General features: G+C 70.1%; 17 protein-coding genes and 2 pseudogenes. 6 read left to right on the forward strand and 13 right to left on the reverse strand.

Annotated elements, in window-relative coordinates:
• Nucleotides 1–80: 80 nt before the first annotated feature.
• A complete protein-coding gene (locus tag ACQEUU_RS21115; protein WP_433068380.1) occupies nucleotides 81–1,046 on the reverse strand; it encodes a helix-turn-helix domain-containing protein in 966 nt (321 codons plus the stop codon).
• A 71-nt stretch (nucleotides 1,047–1,117) separates the two neighbouring features.
• On the opposite strand from ACQEUU_RS21115, the gene ACQEUU_RS21120 reads away from it, so the two are divergent.
• Both ACQEUU_RS21120 and ACQEUU_RS21125 read left to right on the forward strand, forming a co-directional pair.
• Nucleotides 1,118–1,435 carry a cupin domain-containing protein gene (locus ACQEUU_RS21120; protein WP_433068381.1) on the forward strand — a complete coding sequence of 106 codons (318 nt, stop codon included), beginning with the start codon at nucleotides 1,118–1,120 and terminating at the stop codon, nucleotides 1,433–1,435.
• An 82-nt stretch (nucleotides 1,436–1,517) separates the two neighbouring features.
• Nucleotides 1,518–2,111 carry a pyridoxamine 5'-phosphate oxidase family protein gene (locus tag ACQEUU_RS21125; RefSeq protein WP_433068383.1) on the forward strand — a complete coding sequence of 198 codons (594 nt, stop codon included), beginning with the start codon at nucleotides 1,518–1,520 and terminating at the stop codon, nucleotides 2,109–2,111.
• 206 nt (nucleotides 2,112–2,317) lie between these two features.
• On the opposite strand, the gene ACQEUU_RS21130 is transcribed toward ACQEUU_RS21125, so the two are convergent.
• Together ACQEUU_RS21130 and ACQEUU_RS21135 are read right to left on the reverse strand one after the other, a co-directional pair.
• Nucleotides 2,318–3,364 carry a CU044_5270 family protein gene (locus ACQEUU_RS21130; protein ID WP_433068384.1) on the reverse strand — a complete coding sequence of 349 codons (1,047 nt, stop codon included), beginning with the start codon at nucleotides 3,362–3,364 and terminating at the stop codon, nucleotides 2,318–2,320.
• The gene (locus ACQEUU_RS21135; protein WP_433068386.1) at nucleotides 3,361–3,921 is read right to left on the reverse strand and encodes an RNA polymerase sigma factor; all 561 of its coding nucleotides are present in this window, start codon (nucleotides 3,919–3,921) and stop codon (nucleotides 3,361–3,363) included. Before ACQEUU_RS21135 ends, ACQEUU_RS21130 begins: the two co-directional genes overlap by 4 nt.
• 156 nt (nucleotides 3,922–4,077) lie before the next feature.
• Between ACQEUU_RS21135 and ACQEUU_RS21140 the strand changes: the two are divergent.
• Nucleotides 4,078–4,293, forward strand: a pseudogene (locus tag ACQEUU_RS21140) (IS256 family transposase); the annotation flags it as partial.
• Here the strand turns inward: ACQEUU_RS21140 and ACQEUU_RS21145 are convergent.
• Nucleotides 4,290–4,424 (reverse strand): hypothetical protein, encoded by a 135-nt coding sequence (locus ACQEUU_RS21145; protein ID WP_433068388.1) that lies wholly within the window; start codon nucleotides 4,422–4,424, stop codon nucleotides 4,290–4,292. The pseudogene ACQEUU_RS21140 and the gene ACQEUU_RS21145 sit on opposite strands and share 4 nt — an antisense overlap.
• A 51-nt stretch (nucleotides 4,425–4,475) precedes the next feature.
• Nucleotides 4,476–5,054 carry a TetR/AcrR family transcriptional regulator gene (locus ACQEUU_RS21150; protein ID WP_433068390.1) on the reverse strand — a complete coding sequence of 193 codons (579 nt, stop codon included), beginning with the start codon at nucleotides 5,052–5,054 and terminating at the stop codon, nucleotides 4,476–4,478.
• A 142-nt stretch (nucleotides 5,055–5,196) separates the two neighbouring features.
• Between ACQEUU_RS21150 and ACQEUU_RS21155 the strand changes: the two genes are divergently transcribed.
• Nucleotides 5,197–5,952, forward strand: coding sequence for an ABC transporter ATP-binding protein (locus ACQEUU_RS21155; RefSeq protein WP_433068392.1), 756 nt, complete (start codon nucleotides 5,197–5,199; stop codon nucleotides 5,950–5,952).
• Nucleotides 5,949–7,559 (forward strand): hypothetical protein, encoded by a 1,611-nt coding sequence (locus ACQEUU_RS21160; RefSeq protein ID WP_433068393.1) that lies wholly within the window; start codon nucleotides 5,949–5,951, stop codon nucleotides 7,557–7,559. The genes ACQEUU_RS21155 and ACQEUU_RS21160 overlap by 4 nt, the downstream gene beginning before the upstream one ends.
• Nucleotides 7,560–8,016: 457 nt before the next feature.
• Here the strand turns inward: ACQEUU_RS21160 and ACQEUU_RS21165 are convergent, their stop codons facing one another.
• From ACQEUU_RS21165 to ACQEUU_RS21190, 6 genes and pseudogenes are all read right to left on the reverse strand, one after another.
• Complete coding sequence (locus ACQEUU_RS21165) at nucleotides 8,017–8,229, reverse strand: hypothetical protein (RefSeq protein WP_433068394.1); 213 nt, start codon at nucleotides 8,227–8,229, stop codon at nucleotides 8,017–8,019.
• Between the two features lie 47 nt (nucleotides 8,230–8,276).
• The gene (locus ACQEUU_RS21170) at nucleotides 8,277–8,744 is read right to left on the reverse strand and encodes a TetR/AcrR family transcriptional regulator C-terminal domain-containing protein (protein WP_433071921.1); all 468 of its coding nucleotides are present in this window, start codon (nucleotides 8,742–8,744) and stop codon (nucleotides 8,277–8,279) included.
• Nucleotides 8,742–8,825, reverse strand: a pseudogene (locus tag ACQEUU_RS21175) (TetR family transcriptional regulator); the annotation flags it as partial. The pseudogene ACQEUU_RS21175 and the gene ACQEUU_RS21170, both read right to left, overlap by 3 nt.
• A 61-nt stretch (nucleotides 8,826–8,886) precedes the next feature.
• Nucleotides 8,887–9,591 carry a recombinase family protein gene (locus tag ACQEUU_RS21180; RefSeq protein WP_433068396.1) on the reverse strand — a complete coding sequence of 235 codons (705 nt, stop codon included), beginning with the start codon at nucleotides 9,589–9,591 and terminating at the stop codon, nucleotides 8,887–8,889.
• 5 nt (nucleotides 9,592–9,596) lie between these two features.
• Nucleotides 9,597–9,797 (reverse strand): hypothetical protein, encoded by a 201-nt coding sequence (locus ACQEUU_RS21185; RefSeq protein ID WP_433068398.1) that lies wholly within the window; start codon nucleotides 9,795–9,797, stop codon nucleotides 9,597–9,599.
• Nucleotides 9,798–10,357: 560 nt separating this feature from the next.
• Entirely contained in the window at nucleotides 10,358–10,510 is a 153-nt protein-coding gene (locus tag ACQEUU_RS21190) for a recombinase family protein (RefSeq protein WP_433068400.1), read from the reverse strand.
• 278 nt (nucleotides 10,511–10,788) lie between these two features.
• Here ACQEUU_RS21190 and ACQEUU_RS21195 point away from each other — a divergent pair, with 278 nt between their 5' ends.
• Entirely contained in the window at nucleotides 10,789–12,012 is a 1,224-nt protein-coding gene (locus tag ACQEUU_RS21195) for a hypothetical protein (RefSeq protein WP_433068402.1), read from the forward strand.
• A gap of 163 nt (nucleotides 12,013–12,175) precedes the next feature.
• On the opposite strand, the gene ACQEUU_RS21200 is transcribed toward ACQEUU_RS21195, so the two are convergent.
• Both ACQEUU_RS21200 and ACQEUU_RS21205 read right to left on the reverse strand, forming a co-directional pair.
• Nucleotides 12,176–13,372, reverse strand: coding sequence for a serine hydrolase domain-containing protein (locus tag ACQEUU_RS21200; RefSeq protein ID WP_433068403.1), 1,197 nt, complete (start codon nucleotides 13,370–13,372; stop codon nucleotides 12,176–12,178).
• 283 nt (nucleotides 13,373–13,655) lie between these two features.
• A complete protein-coding gene (locus ACQEUU_RS21205) occupies nucleotides 13,656–14,444 on the reverse strand; it encodes an SDR family NAD(P)-dependent oxidoreductase (RefSeq protein WP_433068404.1) in 789 nt (262 codons plus the stop codon).
• Nucleotides 14,445–14,487: the final 43 nt, after the last annotated feature.

Raw genomic sequence — 14,487 nt, forward strand, 5'->3', positions numbered from 1 at the left:
GTGAGGGTGACTTCAGGGCGGACTACAGGTGTGCTCAAGGAGCGGCACCCTTCAAGATCATCCCAATGCGGGTCTGGGACTTACGTGGGCTGACCCCATCGTGAGCCGGCGCGGAACAGGCGGCGGTAGGCGCCCGGCGTCGTGCCCAGCGCGTCGAGGAAGCGCCGGCGGAGGTTGGTGGCCGAGGAGAGGCCGGCCCGGCGGGCGACGGCGTCCAGCGGGAGGTCGGAGGACTCCAGCAGGTCACGGGCCGCAGTGATGCGCTGGCCGAGCAGCCATCTGCCCGGGCTGGTGCCGAGCTGCTCGGCGAACCGCCGGGTGAGCGTACGCGCCGAGACGCCCGCGTGCGCCGCCAGGTCGTCGACGGTCACCGGCTCGCCCAGCCGGGCGGCGGCCCACTCCAGCACCGGCGCGAGCGTGGCGTCGATGTGCTCGGGGCGCGGCGGCGCCGCGTACTGCAGCTGCCCGCCCTCGCGGTGCGGCGGCATGACCATCGTCCTCGCGATGTGCGCCGCGTACCCCGCGCCCTGGTCCCGGCGGACCAGGTGCATGCACAGGTCGAAGCCCGCCCCGGAGCCGGCGCTGGTGGCCACGTCGCCGTCGTCCACGTACAGCACGTCGGGTTCGACCAGGACCTGAGGGAAGCTCGCGGCGAGCCGGCCGGCCAGGTTCCAGTGGGTGGTGGCCCGCCGCCCGTCCAGCAGACCCGCGTACGCCAGCGCGAACGCGCCGGAACAGATGCTGACCACCCGAGCGCCCCGGCGATGCGCGCGGCGCAGCGCCCCGGCCACGGCGGACGAGGGCGGCTCCCCGGCGGGCAGCCAACCCGGCACGACCACGGTGTCCGCCTCGCCGAGGACGTCCAGCCCGTCGGTCACGACCATGTCGTACCCCGCGTACGTCGCGACCGGGCCGGGCCTCTCGGTGCACACGCCGAAGGCGTACCGCGTGGGCAGCCCCGCCCGCTCGATCCCGAACACCTGGGCCGCGCAGGCGAGCTCGAACGTCGACTGCGGCTGGCGGACGAGCGCCACAACGCGATGCATGACCGGAAAGTACCGCACGATGTCTTTCCAGACACTCGGCGGGGGACGCGCGCGCTGCCACGCTGGCCCGCATGAGTGATGACTACGTGTGGTCCGCCGTCCAGGACGCCCCGGTCCGCGAGCTCTTCCCCGGCATCCGGGCGCGGATGCTGTGGAACGGGGAGAACGGCGCGAAGGCCGCCGTGCTGGAGATGGACCCCGGCAGCCGCTGGCAGGGCATCGACGTGCACGAACCGGGGCCGGAAGAGGTCTACGTGATCTCCGGCGTCTTCAACGACGGTGAGCGCGACTATCCCGCCGGAACCTTCATCCACGCCCCCGCGGGCTCCTCGCACATCCCGCAGACGACCACGGGCTGCACCCTGTTCCTCTTCTACCCGGAAGGCTGAGACGCCGGGCGTCCTGGCGTAGCGGGGCAGCCGCGTTCAGGGCGAGCAATGGTGTGGATCACGTTTCCGTCATAATCGGCCCATGGGAAAAAGCCACGAGCGGATAGACGGCAGGCTGCGTGCCTTCATCGAGGCGCAGCACATCTTCTTCACCGCGACGGCGCCGCTGGACGGCGAGGGCACCGTCAACCTTTCGCCCAAGGGCCTGAACGGTTCGTTCGCCGTACTTGACGAACTCAACGTGGCCTACCTCGACTTCGCGGGCAGCAACGCCGAGACGATCGCTCACCTGCGCGAGAACGGCCGCATCACCCTCATGTGGTGCGCCTTCGACGGTCCTCCCAACATCGTGCGCGTACACGGCCGCGGAGAACCGGTCTTCCGCGACGATGAGCGATGGGCCGAGCTGATGAGCCACTTCCCCGACATCGACCCGACCCTGCACGGCCTGCGCGCGATCATCGTCGTCACCGCCGAGAAGATCCGCGATACCTGCGGGTACGCCGTCCCGTTCATGACCTATGAAAAGGACCGCCCGCTGCACGCGTCGCGCTTCGCGCGTGAGACCGATGAGTCGCTCGACGCGTACTTCCAGAAGAAAGAGCACATCGCGACCAGCATGGACGGTCTTCCCGGGCTGCCCCTGCCACTGCCACCGCTTCCGCGCACCGCATAACACCCGGCCGATGGAGCGGCGTCTGCCCGGAAGATGGTCATGCCACTCAGACCTCCGGTGACCTTGGTGCCGTGCCGGACGGTGGCGAAGGTCGACTCGATGGTGTTGGCCGTGCGCAGATGCACCCAGTGCTCGGCGGGATAGTCGTAGAAGGCGAGCAGTCATCGAGCACCCGGCGGATCCGGGCGAAGAGGTCCCGGCGGCTTTCACTCGACGGAGGGCGGGGACGGCCGGGTGTCGGTCCAGCCGGACTCCAGCACCATGGTGGCCTGGTCTCCCTTCTGCCGCATGCCGGTGACTTCGTACGTCAGCACTTTGGAGGTGTCGGGGTCGATGATCAGCCGTTCCTGGGCTGGTTGGCCCTGCTGGATCGGGAAGGTCACGGCGACGCCCTGCCGCCCCTGCGGATCGGTGGCCGGGCCTTCTACCCGTACCGCGGGCAGCGTCGCCAGCGCCTGGTAGGCGGCGCTGCGCACGTGTGGGGTGGCGGGCAGCTCGTACAGGAGTGATGCCAAGGTGGGCGGCAGGCCGTCCTCCACCGAACCGGCGAAGTCCTGATCGCTGCGGATCGCCTCAGCGGCCCGGTCCTTCAGCGCTTCGGGGTCGGCGGGCAGCGCCCCGATCTCCTTCAGGGTCAGGGGCATGGCACTCCAGTAGAGCTTCTGCTCCCCCTTGAGCCGGGTGAGCGTGCCCTCACCGGGCGAGGTCGAGTGGACGCCGCCGTCCACTCCCATCTCCCATTCGGTCGGCGAGCCGTCCCGGCGCCATGCCTCCACATCCAGGGGCCGTGCGGCCAGCTGCCTGCGGCCGGTCCAGCCTCGGCCGTCCTTGGCCACCCACGTCTCCGAGAGGTACGAGGTTTCCAGACGGTAGGTGTCGCCGTTCTGGCCGTACGGTCCCGTGGAGCCGACGTACAGCTGCTTGAGACGCCAGTAGGCGCCTTCTGGGGCGGTTTGGGCCTTGGCGGCGGCGGCCAGCAGGATCGACGTGCCCGACAGGGACGTGTCGCCGGGCGTGACCGTGGGAGAAGGCGATGCGGTGGGGGTGACCTGGCCGAGGAAGACCGCCGTCGCGGCCGCGGCCGCTGCGAGCCCGGCGGCACCGGCCCGCCACGGCAGCCGCCGCCGGGCCGTCCGGTGGGGACGTGCCTGGGTCGCCATGATCGCCGCACGCAGTTCGCGCGTGCCGGGCCCCTGATCCGGCGCGTGTGGTGCCGGGTCGATGGCTCTCACCAGGTTGTCGATGTCGCTCATGCTTCTCCCATCGCGATGGTCAAGGACGCCTGGCGCCGCAGCGCCGCCGCCATCCGTTTGCGAGCCCGATGCAGTCGAGTCCGGGCGGCAATAGCCGTACATCCCGTGACTTTGGCGATCTGCTGGCTGGTCAGGCCCTCCCAGCAGGCCAGTGCCAAGACTTCGCGGTCACGTTCGGGTAACTCGTCGAAGGCGGCGCGGACATGGTCCAGATCGACCGGTCTGACGGGCCGGTCGGCGGCCAGTTCCGCGCGCAGCCGTTCGGCGAGCACGGCCCTGCGTGACTGGCCGCGCTGCTGGTTGGCCAGCACGCGGCGGGCCACCCCGTACAGCCACAGCAGCGCCTCCTCACCCTCGGGTACGTCGCCGATGCGCCGCCAGGCGGTGAGGAACGTCTCGGAGATGACGTCGGCCGTGTCGTCGGGCGAACCGGTACGGCGTGCGGCGTACTGGTGTATCGCCGGGTAGTACGCGTCATAGACCGCTTCGAAGCGATCTCGGTGTGTCACAGAGTCTCCTTGCCGGAAGGTGCCGGACACCTGGTAAATGTCCGGCACCTTCAGGAATGTGGCAGCTCGGTGTGCGCAGTTCGCGCTCCTGTATCCGGACCCATGGGCGGATTGCGACCGAAACCACAGACTGACCATGACAGACGACCCCTCGGACACGCTTCAGTCCCGCCAGCTGAGCCCACCGGCGCACTCTGACAGGATCGTCACCGGACCAAGGTCACCAAAGGGCCGGGCTCGCGCGCGGCCGGGCTGGCCATGGCCTTCAGGCTGATCGAGTCGGCACAGAAGCGCTGGCGCGCGGTCAACGCTCCTCATCTCGTCGCACTGGTGCGCGCCGGGGCGACCTTCGTCAAGGGCAAGCTCGTCGAGCGGCTCGGGGAATCACCGGCCATCGAGGAGCGGTCAACAGCCGCCTAAAAGATCTTGATCCACAGGACGACTATTGCTCCGGCCTCCTGCACGCCGACGTGCACCCGCACCTGGCCACCACCGACCTGCCCGGCCCGCTCGCCGAGGAGAACCTGGTCATGGCCTCGGCCCGCTGACACGACTTCTCGTTCGCGTGCTGCTCGACCCCGCGACACCAGTGCCTTTCCAGTTCAGTGCCGCGGGCTCATGCCGGCGAAGAGCGCTTGGAGGACACGATCGACGTAGTCATGAGTCATGGGCTCCTGGGTGACCAGGAGTCGGAAGTACAGAGGTCCGGACAGGATCGCCATGGCCAGGTCGAGGTCGAAGTCGCAGGAGACTTGCCCCTGGTCCTGGGCCGCCTTCAGACGGGCGATGGTCTTGTCGGCCTGGGGGCGGATGAAGCGTTCGTTGAGGCCGACGGCAACCGCGGGGTTGTGCTGAGCCTCGCCCACCAGCGCCTGGTAGAGCGGACCCCAGGGGGGTTTGGCCAGCAGGTCCACCGCCGCGTGGATCTGCCGGCGCAGGTCGGCCAGGACATCTCCGGTGTCGGGATAGTCGAGGACGGGCTCGTTCAGTGACAGCAGCGAGTCGAGGAACAGCAGACCCTTTGAGGGCCAGCGGCGGTAGATGGTGTGCTTGCCCGCGCCGGCGCGCGCCGCGACCGCCTCGATGCTGAGCTTGGCGTAGCCGGTCTCCTGGGCCAGGGCGAGCGTGGCCTGCATGATCGCCTTCGTGCGGTCGGCGGCTCGATCGTGGTGGCTGGTCACGCCATCATCCTATCGGCACGGCACGTGCCGTATTGACAGATTATTCGTACTCGCCCACAATGGCCGCGTACTTGCGGCACGGCTCGTGCCGTTCCAACGCTCGTGACGAAGAACCGCTCGCTGAACGCTCAGGAAGAAGGCCGTGCTCGATCTCCCCTTCGCCGCCATCGAGGTGGTGGACCTCACCCAGCAGTTCGGATCCGTGCTCGCCGTCGACCGGCTGAGCCTGAGTGTTCCGCCGGGGATGTTCTACGGCGTCGTCGGCCCCAACGGCGCAGGCAAGACCACCTCCTTGATGGCCATCTGCGGGCTGCGCGAGCCGACCTCGGGCTCGATCAGGATCGCCGGTCATGACCTGCGGACCGATCGGGAGGCCGCGCTCGCGCAGCTCGGCGTCATGATGGACGGGTTGTCCCTGCCCGAGCGGCTGACCGCCACCGAGGTCCTGCGCTACAGCGCGGGGTTGCGTGGCCTGGACGACGGCTGGCGGGCGCGGGCGGGAGACCTGCTGGAGATCCTGGGGCTCGACGCGGTGCCGCGCACGCTGATCGTGGAGTACTCGACCGGTATGCGCAAGAAGATCGGTCTGGCGCTGGCGCTGCTGCACCGGCCCCGGGTGCTGGTGCTGGACGAGCCGTTCGAGGCGATCGACCCGGTCTCGGCCCGCTCCATCGAGCAAGTGCTCAAGCAGTACGTCGACGCCGGCGGCACGGTGCTGTTGTCGAGTCACATCATGGACTTCGTCGAGCGCAACTGCCTCCGGGTCGCGGTGGTGGCCGGTGGCAAGGTCCTCGTCGAGGGCCCGGTGGCGGAGGTGACCGCGGGCTCGACACTGAACGAGCGGTTCGTCGAGCTGGTGGGCGCCGACCCGGTGCGCCCGCTGGAGTGGCTGGCATGACCCGTACCTTGTTCGCGCTCAAGCTGCGCCTGCTCCGCAACGGCCCCCACAACGAGCGCGCCTTCAGCCTGGTCGCCGGGCTGCTCCTGGCTGCTCTGGTGATCGCCGGAGCTTCCCTGGCCACCCGCGGCGTCATCGGCGAAGGCTGGATCGCGGCCGCGTGCACCGTGTGGGGCGGCATGTGGCTGTTCGGGCCGCTGGCCCAGCCCCGCCATGACCCATCGGTCATATCGCGCGAATGGTTGCGCGGCTATCCGGTGCGGCCATGGCGGCTGGCGCGGGCGCTGTCGTGGACCGAACTGGCCGGCCTCGGCCCCCTGATCACGCTGGCCTGCCTGTCGTCCCTAGTGGTGCTGGCCGCACCGGGTGGCCCCGCGGCAGTGGCGGTCGCCGCCGGGGCGGTGGTGGCCCAGCTGTATCTGCTGGTCTGGGTGGGCAAGATGGTGGCGGCGCTGGCGGCTTGGCTGCTGCAGACCAGGGCCGGGGTGACGATGGCCGCCGTGCAGACCGCGATCATGCTCGCGCTGTCGTTCGCCGGCTGGGTGCCGATCGCCGCCTGGCTGCTGCCGCGTCTGGGCGAGGGGGACACCGCCCTCGTCGTCCCCAGCCTCGGGCACCTCCCCGGGCCGGTGATCGACGTGCTCACCGCCCTGCCCACCGGCTGGGGCTACAGCGTGGCGGTCGCCGCCCGCGATGACGCCGGCGCCGGCACGGTCATGCTGCCTCTGGTGGCTCTCCTGACCGTGGGTGCCCTGTTGCAGCTGGGCTGGATCGCGCTGACGGCTCGCACCCTGCGCCGGCCGCCACGCCGGGCGACTCCGCGACGGCCCGCCGTACCGGGACGTCCGGTGCCGTTGCCGTTCACGACCCCGCAGGTGGCGGCGGTCGTCTCGCGGGAGCTGGCCACCTGGCCGCGTGACCCGGCGCGCGGAGTGGAACTGCGCAGCGCCTGGCTGACGCCGCTGCTGATGGCGCTCGTCATCGCGCCCACCGGCTGGAGCTGGGCACTACCCCTGGTGGGTCCCGCGGCGGCGGTGTTCGGCGCGATGGTCGCGATCAACACCTACGCGCTGGACGGCACGGCCCTGTGGCAGCTGCTCACCACCCCGGGCGCGCTCAGGGCCGATGCGCGCGGGCGCATGGTGGCGTGGGCGGTGCTGTTCGGCGTCCCGTCCGTCGTGCTGGCGGCCGTGCTGTGGGCCGTGACCGGCTCACCTCTGGGCGGTGCCGCCGTGGCCGGGACCGTCACCGCGGCCGCGACCGCCTGCGCGGTGGCGCCCCTGCTCGCGCTCGTGATGCCGGCCGTGGGCGCCGACGCCCGCGACCGCGTCTACCCGGGCCAGCAGGCGGGCGATCCGACGGGCGGGCAGATGACGATCTTCCCCGTGGTCCTGCTGGCCGCCGTCCTGCCTGGTGTCATCGGCGGGATCTCCGGCGGCTCGGGATGGGTGACCTTCCTGGCCGCCGTCCTGTTGGCCGGCGCCGTCCTGTGCGCCACCCCGACGCTCACCGTACGCCTGCTCCGCTCGCGCGGCGCCGGTCTCCTTGACGCGATGGCCTCCCGCGATGCCGCCGTTCTGGCGTCCAGAGCGAACACCGTTTCATAGGTCGGCGCAAACAGCTGCCGTCCAGTACCACACCGCCCGCTTCCGGCTCGTGCCCACGCTCGCCAAGACGCTCACCGTCCCAACCCCGGCCGTCCGCAAGCCGGGCACGCGTGGATCGGCTACGCCCGAGCCTCGACCCTGTCGCGCACCCCGGAAGTGGTTCATAGGAGTGTTTCACGCGGCTCCTCATTTGCAACGACCTATGAAACGGCATCCGTCCTGGACGTGATTGGGTTCGAGCGGTGTTTCATGGGTCCTCGCCTATGAAACAACGACCTAGGGCCGCCCCACCTTGACGGGGTGGGTCTGCAGGGTGGTCACGGTCGTCCCGCCGGCGGCGACGAAATCGACCGGCCGACGCAGCCGGTACCGGTCCCCGCGGGGGCGGGAACTGGGTGATGTCGGCTTCGATGACGAAGGGCTCGTCGGCGGTCAGGACCATCGGCGTGTGGCCGGGTCAGTCGATGGCGAGCTTGACCGGGATCACATCCACCTGCCGGTAGCGCGGGAAGGCCTGGGTCAGCCCCAGCGTACCGGCGGCGTCGCCGTCCTGGCCGTCCAGCTCGATGACCGCCGCCCCTCCGCCGGGAAGCTCTGCGGAGATCCTGAACCCCAGCGTCCGCAGCCGAACCGCGCGGACCGGGTCGTCGGTGTCCGGTTCGACCCTCATACGTGGACGGAAGGGAAGATCGCTGTTCGATGTTGCTGCCTGCATCATCAGGTGATTTCGGTGGGCGCCGAGGCGAATGCCTGCAGGAAGGTGTGGACGGCGGCGCACGAGAGGGCACGCCGTTCGGTGTCGGCGACGCCCCGGGTGCCGAGTCGTGCTCGTTTGTCCATCGGGCCGCACAGCAAGGCAAAGAATTGTTCGGCGGCCAGGACTGGATCCGGCGTATGCAGGCATCCAGCGACGGTGAGGCGCGCGAGCCGGTCGGCCAGGGTTTCGGTGATACGGTCAACCGCCCGGGTGTGGATGTCGAGCAGGTCGGGGAACTGGTTGATCTCAGCGGAGAGCAGCCGGCGTAGCGCCCAGGATCGGTCGTCGCAGTAGCACTGGAGCAGGCGCAGGCCGACATCTTCCAGGGTGGCGCGAAGGTCGGTGCCGCAGTCGGTGAGCCGGTCGACCGCGGCCAGGTTGTCGACCAGTGCCTGGTCGGCAGAGGCGGAGACGGCCTCGCGGAGCAGGTTCTCCTTGTCGCCGAAGTGGCTGTACACGGTGGCCTTGGCCACTCCCGCCTCAGCCGCGATCAGGTCCACCCCGGCCTGGGCATAGGGGTGCCGTTAACCACCGTGGCACCAGCCGCCAAATAGGCCCTGAGCTGGGATATCAGCTACCCGCTTCCAATTCGGCGCGCACTGTTGGCGGTTCGACGGCAGGGCGGCCTGTCACGAGATCGGGAACGTACTTGTAGATCGTGGAACGGCTGACGCCGAGTAGGCGGGCGATCGAGGAGACGGTGTTCTCCGGCCGGGTGAGCAGGTCTCGAGCGTGACGGATCTGCTCAGGCGTCATCGCCGGCGGGCGTCCCAGACGCTGGCCGCGGGCGCGGGCGGCGGCCAGGCCCTCGTGCGTGCCCTCCACGATGAGCTCGCGGATGAACTCCGCCAACGCGGCGAAGACGTGGAACACGAGCCGCCCGCCGGGGGTGGTGGTGTCCAGCGCCTCGTGCAGGGAGCGGAAGCCGACGCCGCGCTTGCGCAGGCCGGCCACGATGGAGATGAGGTCCTGCAGGGAGCGGCCCAGCCGATCCAGCGAGGGCACCACGAGGGTGTCGCCGGACCGCAGGTAGTCCAGCGCCTTCCACAGCTCCTCCCGCTCGGCGTTCTTGCCGGACTTCTTGTCGGCGAAGATGCGCAGGCAGCCCGCCGCGGTGAGAGCGGTGAGCTGGCGGTCCAGGAGTTGGCCGCGGGTGGATACGCGGGCGTAGCCGACGAGCGCTCCCGAGGGGCCCGAAGGTTCGGCCGCCAGCGGGTCCTCGCCGAGAGATCCCTGCAGCAGCGGGCCTTCGGGAAGCGCGAGGTTCTTGGCCATGGTGTTCACCACGAGCCGCCGGGGGTGAGCATGGTGACGGTCACCGTGAACGGCTCACCGGGAGAGGTTTGGTTGCCGCGACCGAAGGCGGCCTGGGTGACCATCCATCGGCCGATGCACCCCTGGCAGAACCGGCGAGGTGGGCGGCCCGGTGTCCACGACGGTGGTGCCAGCGCCTCCTCCACGATCTCGAAGTCGGCGTCCATCTCACGGCACAAGATGCAGTCGTTCCGAGCGTGGGGTAGGGCAGCACGGGCTCGGCGAGGGGCTCCATGACCCGAAAGTGTAGAGAAAAGGGTGTGGACGTACTTGCTGAACACTCAGATTTCTCAACACGTTTTTCAACAGATCGCGCAGGCAGGTGGGGGCGGTCCGGGGCCTTTCGGCTGTGGTGTTGAGAATCGTTCGTTATTCGACACTGAGATGACCAACCTCGCAACCACAAAGAGTAGCGATGGTTGCTCGGCGCTACTTTGCCCCTGGTGACGGCGACCCGAGCTCCGGGCCGTCGACGGGGGTGAGGCCCACACGCCGCGGGCGAGGCGCAGCCACCACAGCAGCCCGGCCGAGACCACGCAGCAACGGTGAACCACAGCGGGGAGACGGCCGGATCGACCTGCGGGACGTCGAGCGGCACGGTGAACCCCAGCGACGGGAGGATGCTGGTGAGCCCGGCCACGGCGGTGGCGAGCAGGGCCGGCCAAACGGAACGTCCCCTAGCGGGCGGGTGAGCTGATCGGGACCACGCACCTCCTTGGTGGTCAGATCAGAGCGCCTCCCAGGCCGGTCGCGCGACGCCACGCTTGCCCGACGCCTTTTCCATGACCAGTTCGTCGTAGCCGCTGGCCGCCAGGGCGTCGAGCTGGAGCTGCGGGTTCTGGCCACGCGTCGAGACTCGTGCGTACGCCCAGACGGTCATCAGCCAGCCTCCTGGCGCGTCCAGAAACGTACACCGCTTCCCGGCAGATCCACAGGTTTCGATCATCGCTCCTGCTGCATTCAGCCTGTGCGTCACACGCGGATCGACCGGACACCGATACTGCCGACGAGGGTCGTGATTCGGAGCCCGGACCTTCCTCAGAGGATTACTTGCGGGAATCTTGCCTTCTCGCAAGTAACTCGCTTCGCCGCCCCGCGCAACGGATCTGATTTTCTGAATCCTATTTTCTAGAAAATCAGTAATGCTACGATCTTGCCGTGACGGAGACCGACACGATGGTGACGCCCTGCAAGCACTGTGGTGCGCCGATCGAGCAGCGGCGAGGGCGGGGCAGGCCGAAGGAATACTGTCCTGACGGCGACTGCCAGGCCGCCGCCAAGCGGGAGCGCGAGCTGCGGAAGGCCACCCCCGGGCTCGAAGGCGCCCTGGCCAGGGCCGAGCAGTTGTACGAGCGGATGGAGAGCGGCCTGTCCGCGGCCATCGAACCGCTGGCGCGGGCGCTGGCCGACGAGCTCAGCCCGGCGGGCGTCGAGGCGCGGATCAGCGCCGTTCAGGCCGAGGCCCACACCCGGGTGGCCATCGCCCGTACCGAGCGCGAGCAGGCGTTCGAGCAGGTACGGCTGGCGCGCGAGGCGGCCGAGCACGCGCGGCGGCAGGCCCAGGAGATGCGGGCGCGTGTGGAGGAGTCCGAGGCCGAGCGCGACACCGCGCTGGCCGACGCCGAGCGCGCCCGCGAGCAGGCGCTGGCCGCGCTGCGGGAGGCGGCCAGCACCGAACGCCAGGCGCTCCAGGCGGCCGAGGAGGCGAGCCGGCGGGCGGAGGCGGCCGAGCGGCGCGCCGACGAGGCGTTCCACCGGGCCGAGGTGACCGAGCGGGCCCGCGACCAGGCCGTTCGGGAACTGGCCGAGCGGGTCGAGGCGGCCGAGGCGCTGGCCGAGGAGGCGGAGGCGCGGACCGTACAGGCCAGGAAGGACGCCGAGCGGGCGGAGGAGGAGCGTGACCGGGCCCGCGAGGAGAAGGCGGCGGCCATGCGCGCCCGCGAGCAGGCCGAACGCGACGCCGCCGCGGCCATCGCCCGGGCGGAGGCGGCGGGTCAGGAACGCGACCGCGCCGTGGCGCGTGCCGAGAGCGCCGAGCGCGCGGCGGCGGTGGCCGAGCGGGAACGCGCCATCGCCCTGAACGAGGCGGCGGCGGCCCGGGAGGCGGCCGAGCACGCGCGCGCCACGGCCGACGTCGAGGTGTCCCGGGCGCGCAAGGCGGCCGAGGCTGAGACGGCCAAGGCCGAGAAGAACGCACGACGCGAGCGGGAACGGGGCGAGAAGGAGGCCGCGGCCGCGGTACGGGAGCGTGACCAGGCGCTGCTGGAGCTGAGGCTCGAACGGTCACGGGTGGACGACCTGCGCGCCGAGCTGGAGGCGGCCCGCGCCGAGGCAGCGCAACTGCGAGAAAGGGCGGTCGCGGCCGAACTGAGGCGAGGCTGAGGCGCAGGCCCCGGGGGAGGGCGCTCCCAAGGTGGCATCACGGCCACCCGCCTTCCCTTCGGCCGCGCTGAGGGCCGTCCGCCCTGGGAAAGAACCGATGTCGAACGCCGCCGGGGACCTGACGTCGGAGCTGTCACCGGCATCGTGCCGACGGCGTGGCCGGTCAGCTTGCGGTCCGCCCGCCGCAGAACGCCGCCTTGACGAGCCCGTCCAGCAGCTTGGGATAAGTGGCGAGGTCGAATGCGGCGTCGCCGACAGTAAGCGAGGCGGTCAGGGTCTTGCTGCCGTCGGGCGAGCTGTACATCAGCGCCGCGTAGCCCGCCGGAGGGCTGCCGTTGTGGTTGAGAACGCTGCCGCAGTCCGAGCCCAGGTCCTTCACGAACAGGCCGAGGCCGTAGCGCCCGTAGAGGGGGTCGCTCTTCGGGTGCGGCTCGCGCATCTCCGTCAGCAGCTTGGCCGGCAGGAGCCTGCCGCCGTTCAGCGCGGAGAAGAACGTCTGGAGATCCTTGGTGGTCGAGATCATGTCACCGGCGCCCGCCAGCAGTGAGTTGTTCTGGCGGGAGACGTCGGCCACCTTCCACTGGCCGGCTTCCTGGTAGCGGAGGTAGCCGCGGGCGTACGGCCTGGGCAGTTGTGTCCGGTTGCCCGGCACCACGGTGCCCTTCAGCCCGAGCGGCCCGGCGATCCGCCGTTTCAGCTCCGCGTCGAACGCATGGCCGGTGACCTTCTCGATCAGCAGCCTGGCCAGCGTGTAGTTGGTGTTGGAGTAGCTCCAGTCCGTCCCCGGCGCGAACTTCGCCGGCTTGGACAGCGCGAACCGCACCAGCTCCTGTGGCCGGTAGGAGTGGAACCGGTTGTCCAGCCACTCCTTGCCCGCCGCAGGGAGACCGGGCACCCATGTCCCGTCGGGGTCGAGGTCGCCGGTGTAGTTGAACAGCCCGCTGGTGTGCTGCAGGAGCATGCGCACGGTGATCCGCCGGTCCAGCCCGAGCTCGGGCAGGTAGCCGGCCACCGGGTCGTCCAGCCCGATCTCGCCCTCGGCCACCAGTTGCAGCACCACGGTCGCGACGAAGGTCTTGGTGACACTGCCTACCCAGATATGCCCGTTCTTCGGCGGCTCAGCGCTCGTGCCCAGCTTGCGCGCCCCGGCACTACCGACCCACTCGCCTCGCTGATCGTGCACGCGTAGCTGTATCCCGAGGAACCCGGCGTCGACGAACGCCTGGATGGCCTTCTGCAGCTCCGGGCGACCCTGTCCGGCGACGGCCCTCGACACGGCCGTGCGGTTGTCGGCGGTGACCGCCACCGCGGGCGCGATCGTCCCGGCCAGCAGCCCGGCCGCCAGCGCTGTGACCGCCACCGGCCGGAAGATGGTGTGTCGGCGCCTCGGCGCACGGTTGTCTTGCTCCATCATGAGTGTCCTCACCTACAGTTCTCGACCTTGTGAGCCCTGTCTCGGCGTGGCGCCCATGGGACATCCACGCTCCAGCTACTCGGTGACGCTGACTACCGGTATAAAGTATCACTGACTACTGGTACTTAGCAACGCCGAATAGCTGAAGCGTGGACCGGGACCCTCACGTGTGACGACGGGCGACGCGATCGCCCTGCCAGGGGTGGGGGAGCGCCTTGATGTGGGTCCGCTATCCACCGATGTGCGGGGCTCGGGCGGCGGCGGAGCCGTCCCGGATCACCTCGCCGGTGAGGTTGCCGTTGGCTCCCGAGCCCAGAAAGACGATGAGATTGGCCACGTCGTCGGATGTGGAGAGCCTGTGGGTGGGGGTGGCGGCGGCGAGGGCGTCGGTGACGAACGCCGGGATGTCGGGGCGGCTGTCGGTGAGGGTGAAGCCGGGCGCCACGACGTTGACCAGGATCCCGTCCCGGCCGCCGTTCCAGGCCAGGCTGCGGGCCAGGCCGTACAGACCCGATTTGGCGGTGCCGTAAGGGCCCGGCCCGGGCAGGCCCTCTTCTGCGACACTCGACGAGATCAGCACGACCCGGCCCCAGCCTTTGGTGCGCATGCCGGGCAGGACGGCACGAACCGTTGCCGCCGTTCCGATCAAGTTAGCGCTGATCATGGCGTCCCACTCCTGCAGCGGCACGTCCTCGAACCGGAGGCTGGGGTCAGGCGGACCGTCGCCGCCCCAGCGCACGGCATTGGCGACGAGAACGTCGATCCCGTCCCAGCGCTCAACGACGCTCGCGACGGCGCGGTCTATGGTGGGCAGGTCTTCGAGGTCGAGCCGGACGATGTGCGCCTGCCCGCCAGAGGCCTCGACGTCGGCGGCCACTTTCTCGGCGCTGTCGGGGTGGTTGCGGTAGGTGATCGCCACGCGGGCGCCTTCGCGTCCGTAGGCGCGGGCGGTCGCCGCTCCGATGCCGGTCGACGCACCGGTGATCAGGACCACACGGCCGCTGAGATCGGTGTTCATGGTGTGGGTTGCCCTTCTGTCTTCGCTTCGCTAACGGGCTTGG

Origin of the sequence: Nonomuraea sp. CA-218870, from assembly GCF_050936535.1 — a bacterium.
Classification (GTDB): Bacteria; Actinomycetota; Actinomycetes; order Streptosporangiales; family Streptosporangiaceae; genus Nonomuraea; species Nonomuraea corallina.

Excerpts from the sequence above, each read along its gene's own strand:
- ACQEUU_RS21115 (WP_433068380.1), bottom strand. The coding sequence starts at position 1,046 with ATGCATCGCGTTGTGGCGCTCGTCCGCCAGCCGCAGTCGACGTTCGAG.
- ACQEUU_RS21120 (WP_433068381.1), top strand. The coding sequence starts at position 1,118 with ATGAGTGATGACTACGTGTGGTCCGCCGTCCAGGACGCCCCGGTCCGC.
- ACQEUU_RS21125 (WP_433068383.1), top strand. The coding sequence starts at position 1,518 with ATGGGAAAAAGCCACGAGCGGATAGACGGCAGGCTGCGTGCCTTCATC.
- ACQEUU_RS21130 (WP_433068384.1), bottom strand. The coding sequence starts at position 3,364 with ATGAGCGACATCGACAACCTGGTGAGAGCCATCGACCCGGCACCACAC.
- ACQEUU_RS21160 (WP_433068393.1), top strand. The coding sequence starts at position 5,949 with ATGACCCGTACCTTGTTCGCGCTCAAGCTGCGCCTGCTCCGCAACGGC.
- ACQEUU_RS21165 (WP_433068394.1), bottom strand. The coding sequence starts at position 8,229 with ATGAGGGTCGAACCGGACACCGACGACCCGGTCCGCGCGGTTCGGCTG.
- ACQEUU_RS21180 (WP_433068396.1), bottom strand. The coding sequence starts at position 9,591 with ATGGCCAAGAACCTCGCGCTTCCCGAAGGCCCGCTGCTGCAGGGATCT.
- ACQEUU_RS21185 (WP_433068398.1), bottom strand. The coding sequence starts at position 9,797 with ATGGACGCCGACTTCGAGATCGTGGAGGAGGCGCTGGCACCACCGTCG.
- ACQEUU_RS21190 (WP_433068400.1), bottom strand. The coding sequence starts at position 10,510 with ATGACCGTCTGGGCGTACGCACGAGTCTCGACGCGTGGCCAGAACCCG.
- ACQEUU_RS21205 (WP_433068404.1), bottom strand. The coding sequence starts at position 14,444 with ATGAACACCGATCTCAGCGGCCGTGTGGTCCTGATCACCGGTGCGTCG.